The organism is Nitrospiria bacterium (assembly GCA_036397255.1).
In the GTDB taxonomy this organism is placed as follows: Bacteria; Nitrospirota; Nitrospiria; order DASWJH01; family DASWJH01; genus DASWJH01.
On record DASWJH010000107.1, the window covers coordinates 1 to 20438 of the forward strand.

Annotated in this window: 11 protein-coding genes; 6 read left to right on the forward strand and 5 right to left on the reverse strand. The window is 42.0% G+C overall.

The genetic code is table 11. The annotated features are described in order from the left end of the window. Positions 1–396 precede the first annotated feature (396 nt). Complete coding sequence (gene smc / locus VGB26_14295; protein ID HEX9758947.1) at positions 397–3996, forward strand: chromosome segregation protein SMC; 3600 nt, start codon at positions 397–399, stop codon at positions 3994–3996. 11 nt (positions 3997–4007) lie between these two features. On the opposite strand, the gene thiL is transcribed toward smc, so the two are convergent. The 5 genes from thiL to bamD form a co-directional block, all read right to left on the reverse strand. Continuing rightward, the gene (gene thiL, locus VGB26_14300) at positions 4008–5039 is read right to left on the reverse strand and encodes a thiamine-phosphate kinase (GenBank protein ID HEX9758948.1); all 1032 of its coding nucleotides are present in this window, start codon (positions 5037–5039) and stop codon (positions 4008–4010) included. A gap of 67 nt (positions 5040–5106) precedes the next feature. Next, positions 5107–7551, reverse strand: a complete 2445-nt coding sequence (gene lon, locus VGB26_14305; protein ID HEX9758949.1) for an endopeptidase La — start codon at positions 7549–7551, stop codon at positions 5107–5109. A gap of 196 nt (positions 7552–7747) precedes the next feature. Continuing rightward, the gene (gene galU, locus VGB26_14310) at positions 7748–8623 is read right to left on the reverse strand and encodes a UTP--glucose-1-phosphate uridylyltransferase GalU (protein ID HEX9758950.1); all 876 of its coding nucleotides are present in this window, start codon (positions 8621–8623) and stop codon (positions 7748–7750) included. A 427-nt stretch (positions 8624–9050) separates the two neighbouring features. After that, positions 9051–9653 (reverse strand): dephospho-CoA kinase, encoded by a 603-nt coding sequence (gene coaE, locus VGB26_14315; GenBank protein HEX9758951.1) that lies wholly within the window; start codon positions 9651–9653, stop codon positions 9051–9053. Between the two features lie 157 nt (positions 9654–9810). Next, the gene (bamD, locus tag VGB26_14320) at positions 9811–10557 is read right to left on the reverse strand and encodes an outer membrane protein assembly factor BamD (GenBank protein HEX9758952.1); all 747 of its coding nucleotides are present in this window, start codon (positions 10555–10557) and stop codon (positions 9811–9813) included. A 305-nt stretch (positions 10558–10862) separates the two neighbouring features. Here bamD and VGB26_14325 point away from each other — a divergent pair, with 305 nt between their 5' ends. From VGB26_14325 to VGB26_14345, 5 genes are all read left to right on the forward strand, one after another. Next, positions 10863–11594 (forward strand): Stp1/IreP family PP2C-type Ser/Thr phosphatase, encoded by a 732-nt coding sequence (locus tag VGB26_14325; GenBank protein HEX9758953.1) that lies wholly within the window; start codon positions 10863–10865, stop codon positions 11592–11594. Then, complete coding sequence (locus VGB26_14330) at positions 11573–14308, forward strand: UPF0182 family protein (protein HEX9758954.1); 2736 nt, start codon at positions 11573–11575, stop codon at positions 14306–14308. Before VGB26_14325 ends, VGB26_14330 begins: the two co-directional genes overlap by 22 nt. Before the next feature lie 1011 nt (positions 14309–15319). Continuing rightward, the gene (locus VGB26_14335; protein HEX9758955.1) at positions 15320–16462 is read left to right on the forward strand and encodes a hypothetical protein; all 1143 of its coding nucleotides are present in this window, start codon (positions 15320–15322) and stop codon (positions 16460–16462) included. Then, a complete protein-coding gene (locus tag VGB26_14340; GenBank protein ID HEX9758956.1) occupies positions 16459–19248 on the forward strand; it encodes an ATP-binding protein in 2790 nt (929 codons plus the stop codon). Before VGB26_14335 ends, VGB26_14340 begins: the two co-directional genes overlap by 4 nt. After that, positions 19232–20410: an ATP-binding protein gene (locus tag VGB26_14345; GenBank protein HEX9758957.1), complete on the forward strand. Its 1179-nt coding sequence runs from the start codon at positions 19232–19234 to the stop codon at positions 20408–20410. The genes VGB26_14340 and VGB26_14345 overlap by 17 nt, the downstream gene beginning before the upstream one ends. The last annotated feature ends 28 nt before the right edge of the window (positions 20411–20438 follow it).

A 20438-nucleotide genomic window follows, 5' to 3' on the forward strand; every position in this document is an offset into this window, starting at 1 on the left:
TCCCCGATAGAGGCATTCGAGGACAGGTTTCGCGGGAATGACGGGAAGGGCCTGGATTTCCGCTTTCCCCTGCCTGCAAGTGCCCGCCGGACAGGCGGGTAATGACAAAATTTACCCACTCACTTCCACGATGAGCCAAAAGATTTTTGACCCTTCCTTTAATTCTTATCCTTGAAAACCCCTCCCCCGATTTACCCTCCCCCATATCTAGTGGTGTTTCCCTTAAATAGCCCCTCAAGTTGTATTTTTCCCTTTACATCTATTTTTTTCTATGTTATAGAAAACACGGTTTTCCTTGACCTTTTTTGAAGCGATTTGATTTATTTAGGATTTTTCTCAATAAACCCTCAGCTTTTCCATAAAGGACCTTAAAATAAACTAAACCAGGGAGGATCAATGCGCCTAAAAAAATTGGAGCTTCACGGGTTTAAATCTTTCTGCGACCGCACCCCGATCACCTTCCAGCCCGGGGTAACTGCCGTGGTGGGTCCAAACGGGTGCGGAAAGAGCAACATCTCGGATGCCATCCTTTGGGTATTGGGGGAGCAAAGTCCCAAAACCCTCAGAGGAGACAAAATGGAAGATGTGATTTTTAACGGCTCCAGCAACCGGAAACCCCTGGGCATTGCAGAAGTCACACTGACCATTGGAGATATCAATAAAGAGCTTGATTCAGGTTTTGGGGAGTATCGGGAGGTCACCGTTTCCCGCCGGCTATTCCGAAGCGGTGAGAGTGAGTATTTAATCAATAAAATTCCCTGCCGGTTGAAAGATGTCCGAGATCTATTGATTGACAGCGGGGCAGGTCATAAGGGTCATACCATTATCGAGCAGGGAAAGGTGGATCAAATTCTTCAGGCCAATCCCCTTCAGCGCCGGGAAATCATTGAAGAAACCGCGGGAATCACTAAGTATAAAATCCGAAAGGCGGAAGCCCTCCGAAAACTGGACGCGACTGAACAAAACCTCCTCAGGGTGAGAGATATTATTTCAGAGGTCAAAAGGCAAATTAATTCCTTAGATCGCCAGGCCAAAAAAGCGGCTCAATATCAAACCTTACAGGAGGAGTTAAAAGGTCTGGAGGTTTCCTTGGCCCAGAGAGAGTACCACTACCAAGGATTAACTTTAAAGGAAACCACTCAGGACCACGAAACGGTTCACCTGGAGGAGGAAAATTTAACCGTTAAACTTCAAAGTTTAGAGGCCTCCGTAGAATCTCAAAAGGTTTCCCAAACAGACCAGGCGGAAAAATTGAAAGGCCTCCAGCAAACGTTAAATGAAAGCAATGGAAAAATTCAAAAAGCCGAAGGAAGGGTTGATTTGGCACAAGCCCAAATGAACCGTTGGAATGAACAAGAAGCCGAAACTCAAATCGAAATAGACACCATGCGGGGCCAAACCTCTACCCTATTGGAGGAGGAACAGGCCTTATCCCGAGAAACAGAACAGCTCCAGCGGGAATTAGAAAGGGAAATGGAAAATCTTCGCTCGGCTGAAGATACGGTCCATCAGCGGGAGGGTGAACTTCAAAGGGTCCAGCAGGAATTGGAAAATGAACGGGCCGCTCATTTAGAAGGAATCACAGAAGCAACTCAAACCAAAAATCAGATTGCTCAGGACGAATCTAGAAAACGGGAATTAAACCGGCTCCAGGAGAAACTCTCCCGTGAGAAAGGGGAATTAAAACAGCAAATAATAGGCCTTCATTCTAAGATTGAGGAAAACCAATCCACCCGCCTTACCCTGGATGAAAAAAAAGAAAATATTCACCAGGAGGGGGCAGTTGTAAAAAAAGACCTCCAGGGGCTCCAAACTGACTTGAAAGAATTAAACCAAAGACTTCATGAAAAAAAGGAAGCCCTCACTTTAAAAAGAAGCCGGCTTCATTCTCTTCAGGAGCTGCATCGCTCCCTCACCGGTTACCAGGATGGTACACGAGCACTGATAAAGCAATCGGAAGAAAATTCAAAACCCATTTCCGTTCTTGCGGAAACCATTGAAGTCACCCCCTCTTTTGAACGCGCCATTGAAGCGGTTTTTGGGGAAAAGCTCCAGGGAATCCAAACCGAAGGTCCAAAGGACATTCAAACCGCGGTCACCTATCTCAAGGCGGCCTCTGCCGGCCGGGCCACTTTTATCATTCCCCGGCCTGACCCCTCTTCCCGAATTCCCCTGAACCTTCTACAAGATCCAGGAATTTTGGGAATGGCCATTGATCATGTCAAAACCAATGAAATCCTAAAACCTTTTGTGGATGCCATTTTACAGAACGTCATCATTGTGGATTGCCTCCAAACAGGACTAAAACTTCATTTTGAAGACGGAATTCAGGCAACTTTTGTTTCCCGGGATGGGGATCTTGTGGATTCCCTCGGGACCGTTACGGGTGGAAGCCCTTCCCAAACCAGTGCGGGTCTTCTCCAGCAAAAAAGGGAAATGAAGGATCTAGACAACGCCATTTTTCTCCTGAAAAAAGAGATCGAGTCCCTTGATGTATCCCAAGAGGAGGTCACCCAAAAAGCAGAGTCTTTATTGGGGCAACAGGGGTCTTTGGAACAAACTCAAAGAAATGTTGAATTAGAACTCCTCACACACGACAAAGACCTTGGATCATTGCGGCAAGAATTGGAGCGTATCACAAGGCAATGCGATATTTTAACGGCAGAGGAGGGGGCGAACCTCCAAGATCAGCAAACCATTACTTCATCCCTTGCAGAGTTGGAACAACAACTCACCCACAATTTACAACAGCAAACCAATCGTGAAGAGGGCATCAAAGCCGTTCAGAATAACCTGGCTCAATTTCAGATTGCTCTCGGACAAGCTTCGGAAGAGCTCACTGTTAACAAAGTAAAAACCGGCACGTTGAAGGAACGATATGAGCATGCGGGGAAAAATTACAAACGGATCCAGAACACTCGGGAACAACACCGACTTCAACTGGAACAAAAAGAAATTACACTCACGGACCTTTCAGAAAAAAAACGACTAACCAACGAGGAACAAAACCACCTTGAAGAGCAGATTGGAGTTTTTGCCAAAGAACGGGAACAAATACAAACCCGACTACAAACTGAAGAGCAGGTTTTAACTTCTATTCGAGAAAATCTGGAGTCATCCGAGGCTCAATTACGGGAGCTGCGCCATCGTTTAAATGAAATTTCAGACCGGAAACAGGAAATTGAATTAAAATTAACGGAACTACGTTTAAAAAGGGAACACCTGAGGGGCTCCATACTTCATGAATATTCCATCGACCTGGAAACCCTGCCCTTACCAGAGGAAATCGAAAACCCAGTGGATGAAACCCAAACCGCAAGAGTTCAGGAACTAAAAAATAAATTAACCCAAATGGGCCCGGTAAACCTGATGGCCATTCAGGAATATAAAGACCTCGAGGAACGCTTTCAATTCCTGACACAGCAGGAGGCAGACTTAACCCAGGCCATGGACACCCTTCGCCAGGTGATTCAAAAAATCAACCGAACCACATCCCAGCTTTTTAATGAAACCTTTACAAAGGTTAATGAAAAATTTGGTTTTGTATTTTCTTCCTTTTTTGAGGGAGGGAAAGCAGAACTGGTCCTGGTGGAATTGGAAAACTCATCTGAATCCGGGGTAGAAATTCACGCACAACCCCCCGGAAAACGCCTTCGAAACCTCACCCTCTTATCCGGGGGTGAAAAAGCCTTAACCGCCATTGCATTACTTTTTGCTACCTTCCTGATCCATCCCAGCCCCTTCTGCCTTCTGGATGAAATCGACGCCCCGTTGGACGAGGAAAATATTCGCCGGTTCACTAAGGTCCTTCTTCAAATGATTAACCATTCCCAGTTCATTGTCATCACCCACAATAAACGGACCATGGAAATTGCTCATGCCTTATACGGGATTACTATGGAAGAACCAGGGGTCTCAAGACTGATTTCAGTAAAACTTCAGGAAGGCAGTGCTCCTCAGGGAGAGGTGTTGGAAGAAACACCGGTAAACGCTTAATTTGATTCCCTTTAAATTTTCACCCTTTGAAAGTGTTCAAAGCCCCTTTCTTTCAAAAGTGTTAAACCTTTCCGGGTTTGAATCCACATCCCCTTCTTCGAAATGATTTCCCCAATTTCGGTTATCTTGACCCCTTTTTTTTGACAGAGACTTTTCATCCGGGAAACCTTAGATTTTGGAACCGAAAAAAGGAGTTCATAATCCTCCCCACCCGTTAAGGCAAAGGAGATCGGGGAACGTTTGATTTTGGAACAATAGGTTTGCAGGGCTTTAGAAATGGGAAGCGACTCAACTTCAATGAATGCACCCACTCCGCTCTCTTCACAAATATGTCCCAAATCGGTCGCCAACCCATCGGAAAGATCAATCATGGCACTGGGTAAACAGTTTAAAGCCAACTCTCTTCCTTCTTCTATCCTTGGGAACGGAATTAAATGTCTCTGAATCAGTTTCAATTCAGGTTGGAGATGTTTGGCATTCTTTGTGTAACGTTTACGGGTTAAAATTTCAAGACCTGCAGCAGAATCCCCCAGGTTTCCGGTCACGAAAATACGGTCATTGGGTTTGGCACCGGAACGGGAAACAAGAACCCTGGGTTCCACCTCCCCCACCATCGAAATATTTAAAAAAAGGCCTTTTTTTGAGGCAGAGGTATCTCCCCCAATTAAGACCACCCCCGTTTTTTTTGCTAAGGATTTCATCCCTTGATAAAGAGCCCGAAATTCACTGATTTTAATTTCAGATGGAAAGGCTACGGAAACCAGAAAAAACCTTGGAATTCCCCCCATGGAGGCAATATCGCTCAGGTTGGATGCAAGGGTTTTGTATCCAATTTGATCCAAGGAGGCGTATCGACGGTCAAAATGAATCCCCTCAATACAGAGATCAGTTGTCATTAAAGAGAGGAATCCCTTTTTTGGGAAATAAGCAGCGGTATCTTCACCGATCCCGCGGACAATGCTGTGGGATCTATTTGGAAGGTTTTTCCTGATCCAGTCAATTAACCCAAGCTCTCCAACCTGGCTTAATTTTTTTGGAGACATTTTATTTTTGGGTCCACTAGAGTCAGTTTTATCGCCTTGTTCTACCCAAAGGGGTTCACGGTGAGAATTAGGGGCTCTTTGCCGTAACCGTAGGGGTATAGGATTTTTCCCGCTGCCTGATGGGTTTTTCGGGAACCGTTTCCCCTTTGGATTTAGGGGTTACCGGGCGGTCCAAGGCTTCGGCAAGAACAGTTTCCATGGAATCTGCAAAAACAAACCGTAGTTCCCTTCGGACATTTTTCGGAACATCTTCTAAATCTTTTTTGTTCTGGCTGGGTAAAATAACGGTTTTTAGCCCTGCGCGCTTTGCGGCTAAAATCTTTTCTTTTAACCCACCCACTGGTAAAACCCTCCCCCTCAAAGTGACTTCCCCTGTCATCGCAACTTCCCTTTTCACGGGAATCCCGGTAAAAATTGAAGCCAGGGTGGTGGCCATGGTAATACCAGCGGACGGACCGTCCTTCGGAATAGCACCAGCGGGAACATGAACATGGACATCGTTTTTCGAAAATAAATCTTGATGGATACCCAAATCTTTACTGATCGAGCGGATATAACTCAAAGCGGCCTGGGCAGATTCCTTCATGACATCACCCAAATGACCCGTTAGTGTCAAGGAACCCTTTCCCTTCATGATCGTAGCTTCGATATAGATAATATCCCCACCCGATTCAGTCCAGGCCAGTCCTGTACCAACGCCGACTTCATTATGATCTTGTTCCATCTCAGGCAGGTATTTTGGAACACCCAGGTATTTGTGGAGGTTCTTCGGTGTAATGACAAAGGTTTTATCTTTACCCTCGGCTACTTTACGAGCCACTTTCCTCAATACATTTGCAATTTCCCGCTCAAGGTTTCTAACCCCTGCTTCTCGAGTATATTGAAAAATTATTTTTCGAAGGGTCAAATCTGAGAGGTGGGCGTGTTTTTCTGAAATTCCATGGGCTTCCAATTGACGGGGGATCAGATAATTGCGGGCAATGCCCAGTTTTTCCTCTTCGGTATACCCAGATAGTTCTATGACCTCCATCCGGTCCCGAAGGGCGGAGGGAATTGGATCCATCAAATTGGCCGTCGTGATAAACATCACATTGGAAAGATCAAACGGAACCCCCAAATAGTGATCACTAAAAGCATTATTTTGCTCTGGGTCCAAAACTTCTAAAAGGGCCGCAGCGGGATCCCCTCGAAAGTCCGCCCCGATTTTATCCACTTCATCCATCATAAAAATGGGATTGTTTGAGCCCGCTTGTTTTATTCCCTGAATAATTCGCCCAGGTAACGCGCCGACATAGGTTCTCCGGTGTCCACGGATTTCTGCTTCATCACGAATACCACCCAGAGATACCCGCACAAATTCTCTTCCCAGGGCCCTGGCGATGGAGCGTCCCAATGAGGTTTTTCCAACCCCAGGGGGCCCCACAAAACACAAAATGGGCCCTTTCATTTTTTCTTTGAGTTTTCGGACCCCCAGGTACTCCAGAATTCTCTCTTTGACCTTCTCCAAATCATAATGGTCCTGATTGAGGACTTTGGATGCAGCCTTGATGTCTAGATTATCTTTGGTTTTTTTACTCCATGGAAGCTCCCCCAACCATTCCAAATAGGTTCGCACGGTAGAGGCTTCTGCGGAATCAGGATGCATTTTCTCTAAGCGCTTCAACTGTTTTTCTGCTTCTTTGAGGACTTTTTCGGGCATTTTGGCATCTTTGATCCGCTTTTTAAACTCCATCACCTCTTCCGCCCGTTCATCGCCGTCCCCCAATTCCTTTTGGATGGCTTTCATCTGCTCCCGAAGGAAATATTCCCTTTGAAGACGATCCATCTCTCCTTTGGCTTCCGCCTGAATTTTCTGCTGCATGACCAAAACTTCCATTTCTTTGATCAGGATCTCATTGACCTTTTTTAATCTCGCAATGGGGTCAAATATTTCAAGAACCTCTTGAGCCACCTCGGCTTTTAATCCCAAATTGGAAATCACCATATCCGAAAGTCGGCCTGGGTCCTCCACGTTCTCAATAACCACCATGACATCGGGAAGGAGTAACTTTCCCAGGCTAATCATTTTTTCAAGTTGTTCTTTCACATTTCGCATTAAAGCTTCAATTTCTACCAATTCACCGGTAAATTTTGGCTCCACCAACCGCTCGACCCGAACCTCAAAAAAAGGCTTTTTTTGGACAAATTCAATTATTTTTGCTTTGGTCATACCCTGGACCAGGATTTTAATTCGGCCATCAGGGAGCTTTAACATCCTCATAATCATGCCAATTGTTCCCACCGAATAAATATCCTTCGGCTCAGGACTCTCCACTTCCAGGGATTTTTGGGCCACCAACAAGATCATACGATTTCCCGCCAAGGCTGTCTCAATGGCCTGCACGGACATTTCACGGCCTACAAATAAAGGAAGAACCATATGGGGGAAAACAACAATATCGCGGACGGGTAATAAAGGCACCCGTTCCGGGATATCGATTGATTGAACCTCTGGCTCACCTGATATTGCCATCACGCCTCCTTTAAGTCTAAGTAGAAAACCATTAAACCATTGAATAGTCCAGTAAGTCTGGAAAAAGATTAGGGGTCATTATATTCTATCGGCAAGGCACTCTTAAAACTAGATTACTTCGGCTCTAAATCACAACCTTTTAAAAGGAAAAAATATCATTGGGAGGGGAATTATGACCATCCCCCCCGAGCCAGAATCAAAATTTCAACCTCTTTAAATAATTACGGAACTCCTTCCCCAACTCCTTGTTTTTCAAGCCAAATTCAACTGTCGCCTTTAAAAATCCAAGTTTATCTCCAGCGTCATACCGTTTTCCCTGAACCATATAGGCATATACCGGTCCCTGCTCAACCAGGTTTCTAATCCCATCGGTTAATTGAATTTCCCGGTTTCGCCCCGGCTTTGTCTTTTCAAGGCTTTCAAATATTTCTGGAATCAGAATATACCGGCCGATCACAGCTAAATCCGAAGGGGCTTGATCAATCGAAGGTTTTTCAACCAGATCTTCTACCAAATATACCCCCTCTTCTATTTCTTTCCCCTTAATAACCCCATAATGTGAGACCTCTTCTCGTTCGACGCGCTGGATAGCAATGACAGGGGATTTCACTTCATTGAACAAGTCAACCATCTGTTTTAAAGCAGGTTTGGGAGAATCAATGATATCGTCTCCTAACAAAACAGCAAAGGGTTCATCCCCTACCAGATTTTTTGCACATAATATGGCATGACCCAAACCAAGCGGGTGCCGTTGCCTCACATAACAAAAATCAGCAAGCTCGGATATTTTTCTTAACTCCTTTAAAAGGGAATGTTTTCCACCTTCTTTTAAATTTTCCTCCAACTCGAAAGAAATATCAAAATGGTCCTCGATGGCACGTTTTCCTCTCCCCGTAATTATGATAATTTCCTGAACACCTGAATTTACGGCCTCCTCCACGACATATTGCACCAAAGGTTTATCTACCAATGGTAGCATTTCCTTGGGAGAAGCCTTGGTTGCGGGGAGGAACCGTGTTCCCAACCCCGCGACGGGGAAAACAGCTTTACGAACTCTGGCTTGCTCACTCATCCTAATAACACCCTTTTGAAGGTCCCCATCGGCTAAAAAAGAGATACTTAAAAAATATATTCTCTTTCAGTGATTCTCGAAATCCGTTTCTCCCCATGCCCAAGACTTCACCCCTCATTATTAAAGCCATCAGCTATTTACGAAAACCCACACCTTGTAAAAACCAAACCTCCTTGTGACAGTTGTTTTGGCCACGTTTGATCCCAGATTAATAAAAACAGGTCAAATCTGGGAGTCGCAAGGTGTCTTGAAGATTGGACAGTTCCGGGGGTTGGACAATTAAAGGTAAGTACATTTTACAAGCGAACCCAATAAAAAGTCAAGGCAATGAGCGTTTCTCCTCCCCCCTAATCCCACCTCCTATTCCCAATGTCAGGCTTTTCTTATATTAAAAAAATAAAAGATCGAGAAAAAGACAAAAAATGAATTACGCCAACCCAGACAATTCCAAAAAAATTTCTTCGACCCTTTCTCTGATCTGATCAATGGGTTCCCCACCATCAATTATATAATCTGCATATTGTCTTTTTTCCTTTAGGGGAATTTGGGAATCCACCCGCTTTTTAGCCTCATCCCGGGTCAGATTGTCCCGTTCCACCAATCGCTTGAGTTGTAGTGCCCGATTGACATAAACCAAAATAACCTTATCCATTAGTTCAAAACTTCGGGTTTCAATAAGCAAAGGAACATCAAAGATAATAACCGCTTGGGGATCACGATCAACGATCGCTTTTCTTTGCCTTTCTTCTTCTGCAAAAACCCGAGGGTGAACAATGGCATTGAGCTCCTCTCGTTTTTCCGGATCATCAAAGACAATTCTTCCCAGTTTTTTTCGGTCAATAGACTTATCAGGCAGGAGAATCTCTTTTCCAAAGGCCTCTACAATTTTCCCCCATGGAGGGCTAGAGGGAGAAATCACTTCATGGGCAATTCGATCCGCATCGATAATATAAGCCCCTCTATCCCGGAAAAGGCCCGAAACCACACTCTTTCCACTAGCAATCCCACCTGTCAGGCCAGCCAAAATCATTTACTAAACCGCTTCCCTTTCCCTTTGGGAAGATTTTTATGGGAATTACTTTAAAATCTCTCCAAAGGAAAAAGCCCTCTTAAATGAAAGATCGGAGAAAAGACACCCAAAAATTCCATAGGTCCCTCTTTATTTTTTTCTCCTTTCCGAGAGATATCTAATCCTCAAATTCCGTTTCCACGTAATGCTCGGCCAAATCTTCCTGGGTATTAAGGGATTTTAAATATTTTACGGCTTTTTCATGATAGGGGCTTTTGGGGTATTCCGTAATGAGTTCTTGGAAAGTCAAAGTGGCTTTTTCGGGAATCCCGCTTAATTGATAGGACCGACCTAAATAATAAAGAGCACCAGTGATGGTTGGGGTATCTTTAAAATCCTTGAGAATTCCTTGAAAGCGGGAAACGGCAGCCGGGTATGAATTTTTTTTATAATAAAAACGGCCAACATAAAATTGATAGGCGGCTAACCGTTCACGGCAAAAATTGATTTTTTCCTTGGCAAGGGTGGTGTATGGAGAATCCGGATATTTTGCCAGAAGGTTTTGAAAAGCATGGAGAGCCTTTTGCAACGGCTCCTGGTCTTGATCAATGGACCGAATTTGGTGAAAATAACTCATTCCTAATTTAAAATGAGCATATCCCGCAAAACGATGGAGGGGGTGGAGATCTAGAAACCGCTGATATTCCCCTGAGGCTTCAATATAACTTTTGTCCCTGTAGTAGGCTTCGGACCGCTTAAGCAGTGTTAGGGGATCATAACTTTTTTCTAAAGATCCTTCGGTGGCCTCAAGGATCTTTTCATCAATTTCAAGATTAGGGAGATAGGGCTCTTCTGCTTTAGATGAAAACCAACTGCACCCCCCCAAAAACAGAATACAAAAAACGGAAATTGCTTTATTTTTCAATGGGCCTCCAAGGTCATGCCCTTTTCCAAAAAAATTTTCGCTAAGCTATCAAAGATGAGGGTTAATAGCAAGATTTAAAAAATTATACCTACTCGAGTTCCAAAAAGGATTCTGCAGGGTTTTCCTTTCCATCCCTATTCTTACCAATTTTGTCCAAATCCCTTTTTCTAACAGCTGTAGTATACCATGAAATCGGGCACCCCCCTCAACTCCAAGAAACATTCTGAATTTTATTCAAATGGAGCAATTCAAATTTCCTTGACTCAAATATAACGATCAGATAGAATCCCGGCGGTGGGGAGGAAATGAAAATACGAATCGTAGGCGGAACCGATCAGGGAAAACATCGAAAGTCCAATGAAGATGCGTATGGAATCTTTGAAGACCTAAACCTTGCCGTGGTCGCTGATGGCATGGGGGGGCACGCCGCAGGAGAGGTGGCCAGCCGCCTCGCGGTTGAATCGGTCTATCAGACCATCCTTCAAAATCCTCCGGGGGAACCCACCCAACTTTTAAATCAAGCCATTCTAAACGCCAATGCCCGTATTTTAGAGACCGCAAAGAAAGATCCTGCATTAACAGGAATGGGCACCACCATTGTGGTCCTTTTAATTTCTGGAGAGACTGCCCATATCGGCTATGCAGGGGACAGTCGGGTTTATTTATTCAGAAAATCAACCCTCAAACAACTCACTGAAGATCACTCCCTGGTTGGAGACTATATTCGAAAAGGCCTTCTGACCCCTGAAGAAGCACAAAAAAACCCTTTAAAGCATGTCATTACCCGGGCTTTGGGAACCAGTGAACCTTTAAAGGTCGATCAGGTATCTCTTCCCCTGGAAGAAGATGATATTTTCCTTCTTTGCTCTGATGGTTTAAGTAATATGGTGAACGATGAAGATCTCCAGGGGGAGATTTCTTCCGGGGACCAAAACCTTGAAACCTCCTGCTCTGGGTTGATCCAATTGGCAAATAAAAATGGGGGAGCAGATAATATTACGCTGGTGCTCCTCCAATGTCAGAAGAACTCATCCTAAAAAAACCAATGATTCCCTTTCCCCGCAAACTCATTGTATTCCTTATTCTCTTCCTCCTAATTCTAATTTCTGGAGGAGACCTCCTTCGCCTGTACGTTGATTGGCTCTGGTTTCAGGAAATTCAATATGAAGAAGTTTTTAAAACCACGCTTTTTACAAAAATTCAAGTGGGATTATTTTTTGGCATCGGTTTCTTTCTGATTCTATTCCCAAACCTTTACTGGGCAATTAATCGTCGCCAAAACCAACTTTGGGTTTTCTTAGAGACCCAATTTTCGGTTCCTCTGGCCCCCATTTTACGCCCTCATTTGAACAAAATCGTTTTTTCTGTTTCGGTTTTAATTTCACTTCTCATTGGAATCAGAGAGTCCACCCAATGGAAAAGTTTTTTACTCGCAACCCATTCTGTTCCCTTTGGCCTTACTGATTCTTTATTTCAAAACGACTTTGGGTATTACGTATTTCAATTTCCCTTTTTGGTCCATATTCAAAGCTGGATTCTATCCAATCTCTTCCTGGTTACCATTTTGACGGCGATTATTCTCACATTAAACCAAGGAATCCAAATTCTTCCACAAGGGGTTTCCCTTCTTCGAGATGCCCGTGTTCACCTTTTTACACTTGGGACTTTGATTCTTTTTTTAAAAGGTTGGGGTTACCATTTAGAGACCTATCAGCTTCTCTTTTCCCAACGGGGAGTGGTATTTGGAGCGGTCTATGCCGATGTCAATGCGCTCCTTCCGGTTCTAAAGGTTTTGGTTTGGGTTTCTCTTTTGGCCGGCGCTATTCTCCTTACCAGTGCCTTTCGAGAAGGGTGGCTCCTTCCCTTAGGGGCCATTGGATCGGTCCTGATTATTTCCATCGCGGGTGCCTCTATTTTTCCAGACCTTCTCCACCGGTTAAGAGTTGCCCCCAATGAAATTGTCAAGGAAACTCCTTATATTAACCAAAATATCAGCCAAACGCGTTTTGCTTACGGCCTGAATAAAATTGAGGAAAAAGAATTCCCTGCCGAAGAAAATCTAACAAAAAACTCTTTGATCCGAAATGATCTCACCATAAAAAATATTCGACTTTGGGACCATGGTCCTCTCTTGGATACCTACCGACAACTCCAACAAATCCGCCCCTACTATGACTTTGTGGATGTGGATAATGACCGTTACATGATCAACGGGGAATACCGCCAGGTAATGCTCTCTCCCAGGGAATTATCCTATCGCAATCTCCCGGGTGGAGAAAACTGGATTAACGAACACCTGACCTACACCCATGGCTTTGGGGCCACCATGGGTCCCGTGAACCGCATATCTCCTGAAGGGCTTCCGGAATTCATCATTAAAGATATTCCCCCTTCCTCTGACTCGAATATCATGATTAAACGACCGCAGATCTACTATGGGGAAATTACAAATGATTATGTTTTTGTAAAAACCAAGGCATTGGAGTTTGATTACCCCATTGGAGACAAAAACCAATATTCTAACTACGTGGGAGAGGGAGGTGTTCCGATTTCATCCCTCCTCAGAAAACTTCTTTTTTCTATTAAATTTAAAACCATTAAAATTCTTCTCTCCAATGATATTACCTCTGAAAGCAAAATCATGTTTTACCGAACCATTCGGGAAAGAGTAAACATGATTGCCCCTTTTTTCATTTATGATCAAGACCCCTATTTGGTGATCTCTGATGAAGGAAACCTTTATTGGATCATGGACGGTTATACAACAACCGCTCAAATTCCTTATTCTCAACCCGCCCTCCGGAACGGGGAAAATTACATTCGAAATTCAGTCAAAGTGGTGATCGATGCTTATCAGGGGACGACCTCTTTTTATATCAGTGATCCTGAAGACCCGATTGTCAATAGTTTCTCAAAAATCTTTCCAGTATTATTCAAACCCATGGAAGAAATGCCACCGGATTTAAAATCACACATCCGCTATCCTCAAGACATGTTTAAACTTCAGGCCAATATGTTTGCCACTTACCATATGCAGGACCCACAAATATTCTATAACAAGGAAGATCTTTGGTTTATTCCCAAAAAAGGGGAAAAGGATATTGATTCCTACTACACCATCATGAAACTTCCCAAAGAAGACAAAGAAGAGTTTATTTTAATGATTCCGTATACCCCAGCCCGGCGAGACAATATGTCCGCTTGGCTGGCAGCACGCTCGGATGGGCCCCATTATGGAAAGTTGATTGTGTATCTATTTCCAAAACAAAAACTTATTTTCGGTCCCCGCCAAATTGAAGCCCGAATTGACCAGGACTCTTATATTTCCCAACAATTAACCCTCTGGAGCCAAAGAGGCTCCCAGGTTATTCGGGGAAGCTTACTGGTCATTCCCATTGAGGAATCCCTTCTTTATATTCAACCCCTCTATCTAGCAGCAGAAGCGGGACAGCTCCCGGAATTAAGGCGTGTTATTGTTGGTTATGGCAACCAGCTTACCATGGAGAAAAACCTTGAAGCCTCCTTAAGCAATATTTTCGGGGGTGAAACTACCGAAAGAATCGGTTCAGGCCCTTCGGATCAACCTCAGACCTCACCTGAAACGGATTCAACGATCAAGGAGTTAATCCAACTGGCGGTAGACCATTTTCAAAAGGCCCAAACTTTCCAAAAAGAAGGAAATTGGGCGGAATATGGAGAAGAACTCAATCGCTTAGAAAATGTTCTAAGAGAACTAACCCACCACAAATAATTTAGCTTTTTCCGCATTTCCTCCACACCCCTAATATTGACAAATCTTTGTTTTTATTATAAACTTTCCTCTTGAAAACACTCCCAGGGGAAAAAACCTGAAGGAAAATTAAAACCCTTTTTATTTTCCAAAAGGAGATGAGTGACCTTTTACCCAACCTTTTCTTTTAAAAGGACCAAATTAGAAAAAGTTTTAAATATTGTCCTGATGACCCATGGAAATCCCACGGCTTTTTTAATTTAGTAGATCACATTTCAGTTTAGTTTAATTAAAAAATTTTTTTTTAAAAAAAAAGTTAAATTTTAGAAAAATTAGGTTTTTATTCTAATAAGGGGGGAAATGGAAAACCAAAAAGAACCCATTTCGATAATAAAAGAAAGGAGAGAAACCCCACGTTTATTAGTGGGGCCTAACCAAAAAACATTCATTGAAATCGACGTTCCCTTCCCAAAGAATACAAAGCTCGTAAAAGAGGTCCTGGATTTAAGTTTTTCAGGTTTATCATTTCGAATGGCCCACCAGGAAGGCTTTTTTCTGCCCGGGACTCCACTTCAAAAAATTACAATAAATTATGGAAAAGAAAAAATAAAAACAAACGCAGAAGTTGCTCATATTACCAACAGTCATCTCCCCACTTCTACCGAATACAAGGTAGGAATTAATTTTTTAGACCGAAATAAAAAAGGGAGAACAATTTTAGGGAAAAATGTAATTGATACCACATTCCGGCCCTTAAGGTTTTCAAAAGAAGATTTCCCTGGAATTATCTTTGAAGTCGAATTCAAATTAAAAAACCGCCAATACAAAAAAGGGATTGTTAGCAATTTTTCAAGGTACGGTTTAAGTTTTCAATTTAAAAAAGAAGATTTTAAATTTAAAAAAGGGTTCATATTTGAAAACATTATTCTTCTTGTCCAAAAAGAAGAAGTTTTTTCAGGGAAAGCAAAAATCATTCACCTTGAGGAAAATAAAATCGCGAGCATTTTAAGTGTAATGCTTTTGGATAAACCCTTGGATGTTGGCCTTATTTTTTCAATAAAAAAAATGAATGAATTAAAAGTAAAAAATATAGAAGAAATTAATTTTTTAAGAAATTTTGAAAAAATTGATCACAATTTTAAAGCAAATGTCGCAGATCTGAGGTACTTTTTGGAGGGTATCAAAAAAACATTAGACCAAAATGAAATTTTTTTTAAGGAAGAAAACGAAAGCACCCAGAAAATGGCAGAAAAATCCTTTTTAAATATTGTTGGGAGTCAAGCATTTGAAAAAATGGATGAAATTTTGGTTAACCTTAATAAAAACACTAAAGAGTTTGATGAACAGGAACATGAATGCCATAAAGAATATTTTCAAAAACAGTTACACCATCTCTTTCTTCTCTCCCCTTTTGTTAAACGAGCATATATCAAACCTTTGGGTTACCCTGGCGATTATCAAATGATGGATATGGTTTACCGGGATGGAGATGAAGGCAACAGCCTATTTGCAAAATTAATCAACCGATATTCTTCCAAGCATATAGCGGCTGCTCAAGCAAGCCAAAACAGAATTCCATATTTGGTTTCAAAAATTGAAAGAACTGCGAAAAGAATCTTAAAATCTAAAAAAGCAGGGGTTGCCCGTATAGCAAGTATAGCCTGTGGTCCTGTTAATGAAATTTCCGAATTTCTGGCAAAAAGTTCAATAAGCCAAAAATGTGAATTCTCTTTAATCGATGTGGAGCCTGAGGCGCTTTATTTTTCTCATGAAAAGATTTTTGATTTCAAAACTTTTTTTGGAAATTGTGCAAAATTTAACCTGATAAATAAATCCGTAAAAAAACTGATACAAGAATCGAGAAAAACTTCCCCTCTACCTAACCAAGACCTCATTTACAGCGCCGGACTTTTCGAATATTTATCTGACCATACGGCTACCAAACTTATTGAGGTTCTTTTTAATTTTATTGCACCTAAAGGCTCATTAATTATAGGAAATTTTGGGGTTTCAAATGAATTTAAATGTTACATGGAATATGTTTCAGAATGGTATCTCTTTCACCGCACACAGGAACAACTCCTCTCCTTCTCCAAAGGGATTTCTTCCGCTAGGAAAGTTTATTGTGAATCTGAAAAAACCGGAATAAACCATTTTTTAATCTTGGAAAAATGAATATTCCTGAAGGAATCCAAAAGGAATACCAATCATTTATTCGTGACCTTAGCTTGGAACGTTTAAGGCTTGGGTGTATTTTATCCTTTACTCTGGTCCCTCTTTCCTCGGTTTTAGATTATTTAACCAACCCAGAATTCTTTACTAAATTCCTTTATATTCGGATAATTTGTAGTTTTATAGCTCTCTTGATATTTCTAACAACGTTTTGGAATACCTCAAAGAAATATTCAACTATTCTGGGAATAATACTAACCAGTGTTGTGGGAATATCCATTGCTCTAATGATCCGTTATCTTGGACACGAAACCCCTTACTACGCTGGCTTAAATTTAATTATTCTAGCAATTGGTTTAATTTTTCCTTGGGGGCTCTTGGAAACTGCAATTGCCTGTACTTTAATCTATAGTTATTACATTGTTCCAATTCTTTTATTCGATGTCATTAACAATTTCGCTATTTTTGCAAACAATAATGTTTTTATTCTTGAAACCATTGTAATTGCACTTGCCAGCAGTTACTTTAGTTCTACCCTACGGTTAAGGGAATTTAAATCCCGGTTTGAATTAAAAATGATTAATTTGAGATTAGAAGAAACAAAATCAAATTTAGAACAGGCCTATTCCAAACTGAAAGAACTAGATGAAGTGAAATCCAAGTTCTTCTCCAATGTTTCCCATGAATTAAGGACTCCTCTTACCTTAATATTGGCTCCTCTCGAATCCATTCTAAAGGGAGAACTCGGGGAAATCAATTTCCAACAGAACAAACAAATCCAAATCATGTACAATAACGCTTTGAGGCTCCTTAAACTCATTAATAACCTGTTGGATCTTGCAAAAATTGACGCAGGGAAAATGGAGCTTTATTACAACCAAGGAAACATTGTGGAATTTATAAAAGGTATTGTGGCATCGGTTTCCCCAATGGCGGAAAAAAAGAAAATTCATCTAACTTTCTTAGAGGGAAATTCAGTTCCAGCTTTTTATTTTGATCGGGATAAGATCGAAAAAGTCATCTTGAATCTATTGTTTAACGCATTAAAGTTTACTGAATCAGGGGGAAACGTAACCGTTCGATGTGAACCCAACCGTAATAATAAGGAAGAAGTGGTAATCGATATTCAAGACACGGGCATCGGAATTGCCGAAGAAGACATGCACAAACTTTTTTCCCGTTTCTCCCAAATCGATTCCTCTTCCACACGCCGTTTCGAGGGAACCGGCGTAGGGCTGGCCCTGGCCAAGGAAATTGTGGAACTCCATCAAGGTCGAATATGGCCCACCAGTGAATTGGGAAACGGAACCACAATGACCTTTACCCTCCCCTTAAAGCTTGATCTTACGGGAGAGGGGGGAGTCGTTCACGAGGATCGGCGAAAAATCCAAAAACCGGTACTCCCAGAAAACCGGGATCAGGATTGGACCAAACATATTCATACAGCCGCAGAATATAGTGGGGCAGGCCTTCTTATTGAAGAAAATACCCCGGATCCCCTGTCCCATAAAAAGCCGAATTCTGATCAGTTAACGATTCTCCTTGTGGAAGATAATCCAGATATGATCAACTTTATCGGTTTTCACCTCCACGAGGAATTCAACCTCCTAAAGGCGACCAATGGAGAAGAAGGCCTATCTTTGGGGTTCCAGCATGTCCCGGATCTCATCATTTCCGATGTGATGATGCCCAAAAAAAATGGTTATGAATTGTGCAAAGAAATCAAAGGGAATATCAGGACAAAACATATCCCAATTATTTTACTAACAGCCAAGGCGGATCTTTCAATGAAAATTGAAGGACTGGAACATGGAGCAGATGATTACTTAACCAAACCCTTTAATGCACAAGAACTCAAGGCCAAGGTGAAATCTCTTTTAAATCAACGGAGGTTGGAAAAAGAGATTCAGTTAAGAAGCGAGGAATTGGAAGCGACCTTACATGCATTGACCGAAACACAGAGTCAGTTGGTCCATTCGGAAAAAATGGCGGCTTTAGGATTACTGGTTGCTGGAATTGCCCATGAAGTCAATAATCCCGTGAGTTTCGCAAAAGGAAGCCTTAATAACCTGAAAAGATCGCTGGATGACATAAACGAACATCTCAATACAGGTAAAGAAGAACCGGTTTCTGAGGAAACCCTTGGGGATATTAAAAACTCCATGGGAATTATCAAAAGTGGTCTGGAGAGAACAGAAGCCATAATCAAGGACCTAAAAAACTTTTTGCAAAAAGACCAAATTCACTTTAAAATAAACGATCTCCATGCTGGCCTGGACTCCACTTTGAACCTTTTAAAACATGAACTTGGACAAGGGATCCAAGTGGAAAAACAGTATGGAGATATTGGAATGGTTGAAACCATCCCCAGTCAGCTCAATCAAGTTTTCATGAACTTGCTCCAAAATGCCATACACGCCATTCAGAAAAAAGGAGAGAAAAAAGGAGAGATTTCAATTAAAACGGAAAAAACCGACCAGGAAATTTTAATTTGCATCCGGGATTCGGGTACAGGAATGAAAAAGGAGGTTCTCTCCCACATCTTTGAACCCTTTTTCACAACTAAGGAGGTCGGCGTGGGCACAGGTTTAGGACTTTCTGTCAGTCACCGGATCATATTAAATCACAATGGAACCCTAGAGGTCCAAAGCGAAGAGGGAAAGGGAAGTGAGTTTAAAATCTTGCTGCCGATAAAACAAAATGTAAAGGAAGACTCCCCCTCTCTTACGTCCGCCTCTATTCAGTTGAATCCTTCCCCAGGAAATGAGATCCATGGCCGCGGAAATTAATTATAAAGAATACCAAATTCTTTTTGTGGATGATGAAGAATTTGCACAAATTACCTTTAAAGGGCAATTTAAAAAGGAATTTAACATTAGCACAACCGGGAATGGGGAAAAAGCCTTAGATTTAATTGAAAAAGAGGAAGTTGCATTGGTTGTAACCGATCAACGGATGCCGGGAATGAGCGGTGTTGAACTCCTAAAGCACATAAAAGAAAGAAAACCTGATATCGTTCGAATCCTTCTCACTGCTTACTCAGATATGGACACCGTAATTGAAGCAATCAACTCAGGAAACATTTATCGCTATTTAACCAAACCTTATGAAGAGGAAGAGGTAAGGGCGGCTCTGAAACAGGGGTTAGAAAAATTTCACCTTGTAAAAGAGCGAAATAGATTATATGCTGAAAAACTGGAGACTATGAAGAAAATGGCCCGGACCAATCGTCTCACTGCCATTGGAACCTTTGCAGCAGGAATGGCCCATGAAATACGAAACCCCTTGACCTCTATTAATACATTTATTACCATTGCTCCGGAAAGAAAAGATGATCGAGAATTCCTTGAAAATTTTAGTAAAATTGCCCTTGAGGATGTCAACAGGATTTCACGTTTGGTTCAGGAAATTTTGGATTATGCCCGTTCATCTGAACCTAAATTTTCTGAAGAAGACTTAAACGAAATCATTCATTCTTCTTTATTTTTCATTGGGATGGAAACAGAAAAAATGGATATCCGAATCCAGGAAGATCTTTCTTTAGAGGTACCTAGGATAATTTTGGACCGCCAACAAATGAAACAGGTTCTTTTAAACCTATTCATTAATGCAATGGATGCGATGGGCAAAGAGGGGGGAACGATCCAAGTAAAAACCCACACCACTCAAAAAAACGGGTCCGATTGGGTCCAAATCGAAGTAAAGGATACCGGGCCTGGGATCCCTGAAGACTCATTAGAACATATTTTTGATCCTTTTTATACAACCAAGCATGACAGTAAAGACAGAGAGGGGACTGGATTAGGGTTGGCCATTGTCCATCAAATCATTCAAGAACACGGTGGTTCTATTGAAGTTAAAAGCGAAATGGGAAAAGGAACTTCCTTTATCATAAACCTTCCGGTCAATCCTCTCCTTCATCGAAAAGCAAAACCACCAATGCAGTTATAGTATTTTTTTTTTAGAACTAGAAGGAGTC